Here is a 2339-nt window from a genome sequence, read left to right on the forward strand (position 1 = left end):
GAGCTCAGTGGCGGCGCATCGAGGCAGCGTCAATCACGCCCACTATGCGATGAGCAAAGCCGGTGTTCTCGCGCTCACACGGTCACTCGCAGGAGAACTCGCGCCACAGACGCGTGTCAACTCTGTGTCGCCCGGCACCATCGACACTCCGATGGCGCGTCCGAACATCGAGGCGATGGGAGACCGCATTCTGGCGGCCACCCCCCAGCACCGTTTCGGCACGGCCGAGGAGGTGGCCGCGACGATCGCATTCCTGTCCAGCGACGGCGGCGGCTTCATCGACGGCGAGAACATCCACATCAACGGCGGGTGGTACATCGGCTGATCCACAGTCCCTGCTACCCGGTAACGCGTTCCCCTTCGTCAGGAGAATCCTCCATGGAACTGAAGAACTTCATCGGTGGCGAGTACGTCGCCACCAAGAACTCGCACCGCTCTCCGTTGGTTGATCCGTCGACCGGCATCCAGTACGCAGAAGCGCCGGTGTCCCGAGAGGGCGACGTCGATCTCGCGTATCAGTCTGCTGAGCAGGCGTTCTCGAGCTGGCGCGAAACAACGCCCGCTGAACGACAGAGCGCACTGCTGAGCCTTGCTGACGAGCTCGAAGCCCGCGCCGAGGACCTCGTCGAGGTGGAAAGCCGGAACACGGGCAAGACCACCGCCTCGATCGCATCGGACGAGATTCCGCCGATGGTCGACCAGATCAGATTCTTCGCCGGAGCCGCCCGGGTGCTCGAAGGCTTGTCGGCGGGCGAATACATGGCGCGCCACACGTCGTGGATCCGCCGCGAGCCGGTCGGCGTCATAGGTCAAGTCGCGCCGTGGAATTACCCGCTGATGATGGCTGTCTGGAAGATCGCGCCCGCGATCGCCGCGGGCAACACCGTGGTCCTCAAACCGAGCGACACCACACCCGCCTCGGCACTCCTACTCGCGGAGATCGCCGGATCCGTACTGCCGTCGGGTGTGTTCAACGTCGTCTGCGGTGACAGGGAGACCGGGCGTCAGATCGTGAGTCACACTGTGCCTCAAATGGTTTCCATCACCGGATCCGTCAGCGCCGGAATGTCGGTGGCGACGTCGGCAGCCGCCGACCTCAAGCGCGTTCATCTGGAACTCGGCGGCAAGGCGCCGGTGATCGTGTTCGCCGACGCGGACCTCGACGCCGCCGCAACCACCATCGCCGAAGCCGGGCTCTTCAATGCAGGGCAGGACTGCACAGCCGCGACCCGGGTGCTGGCGCACAACAGCATTCGTGACGAGTTCACCGCGAAGCTCACGACGGCCGTCGCCGCATTCGAAACCACCTACGAAGGCGGCCGAGCCTCGACGGCCTTCGTGCCCCCGCTGAACAACATCAGTCAGTTCGAGCGGGTACTGGGCTTCCTCGAACGTAAACCGGCGCATGCGGAGGTGACGACTGGCGGGCAGCGCCAGGGCGACCGCGGCTACTACGTCGAACCGACCGTCATCGCCGAAGTTCACCAAGGCGATGAACTCGCACAGAACGAGATCTTCGGCCCGATCATCACCGTGCAGGGGTTCACGGACGACGACGAGGCGCTGCGATCAGCCAACGGCGTGCGCTATGCGCTTGCGTCGTCGGTCTGGACAAGCGACTTCGGCCGGGCAATGCGCTTCTCGAAGATGCTCGACTTCGGATGCGTGTGGATCAACACCCACATTCCGCTGGTCGCCGAGATGCCGCACGGAGGCTTCAAACACTCCGGCTACGGCAAGGACCTGTCGATCTACGGACTCGAGGACTACACCCGCATCAAACACGTCATGGCCAACATCGACCTCTGAGGACACCCGAACATGTTTCTTGATCTCCAAGGGCGGCACTGATGTCGTTCAACGGCAGCGCTCTGTCACCAGCGCTATTCGGCGACAACGAGATTCGTGACGGGATAGCGGTAGCAGAGCTCATCCCCCTTCTGCTGGCGCTGGCCTCCTCTCAGCGTGATGCCGAACTCCTCGAGGACCGGTTCCGCCCAGCCCTGCTCACTCCGATCATCGGCGCCCTTGCGCAAGGGGGCCTCGAAGCCGAGGTGGTCGACGAACTGCGCGCACGGATCGCCGAGCACCTCGCGTCGCTGACGGTCGACGATGTCGCGTTGCGTCCGCTGTCGGACGAGTTCCTTTTGCAGTGCCTCGAATTCATGACGGGGCAACGCGACGCCGGCTACCTCCCGGTCCTGCGGCGGGAACTGAACTGGGGTGTCGACACCGATCGCCCGCCGAGTGATCTGGGCGACCGTGCGGGCGGCCGCCGAGTCGCGATCATCGGCGGCGGCATCTCCGGAGTGGCTCTCGCGACTCGGCTCGTGCAGGCG

At 64.6% G+C, this 2339-nt stretch carries 3 protein-coding genes; all 3 read left to right on the forward strand.

All coding sequences use genetic code 11. The features are described 5' to 3' along the window. Positions 1–325 (forward strand): SDR family NAD(P)-dependent oxidoreductase (locus tag ACRDUX_RS18275; RefSeq protein WP_526415433.1); only part of this gene is annotated, 325 nt, incomplete at its 5' end. A gap of 53 nt (positions 326–378) precedes the next feature. Beyond that, positions 379–1809 (forward strand): gamma-aminobutyraldehyde dehydrogenase, encoded by a 1431-nt coding sequence (locus ACRDUX_RS18280; RefSeq protein WP_526415434.1) that lies wholly within the window; start codon positions 379–381, stop codon positions 1807–1809. A gap of 41 nt (positions 1810–1850) precedes the next feature. Then, positions 1851–2339: hypothetical protein (locus ACRDUX_RS18285; RefSeq protein ID WP_526415435.1), on the forward strand; the 489-nt coding region annotated here is incomplete at its 3' end.

The sequence above is a fragment of the Mycobacterium sp. genome (assembly GCF_050701675.1).
Classification (GTDB): Bacteria; Actinomycetota; Actinomycetes; order Mycobacteriales; family Mycobacteriaceae; genus Mycobacterium.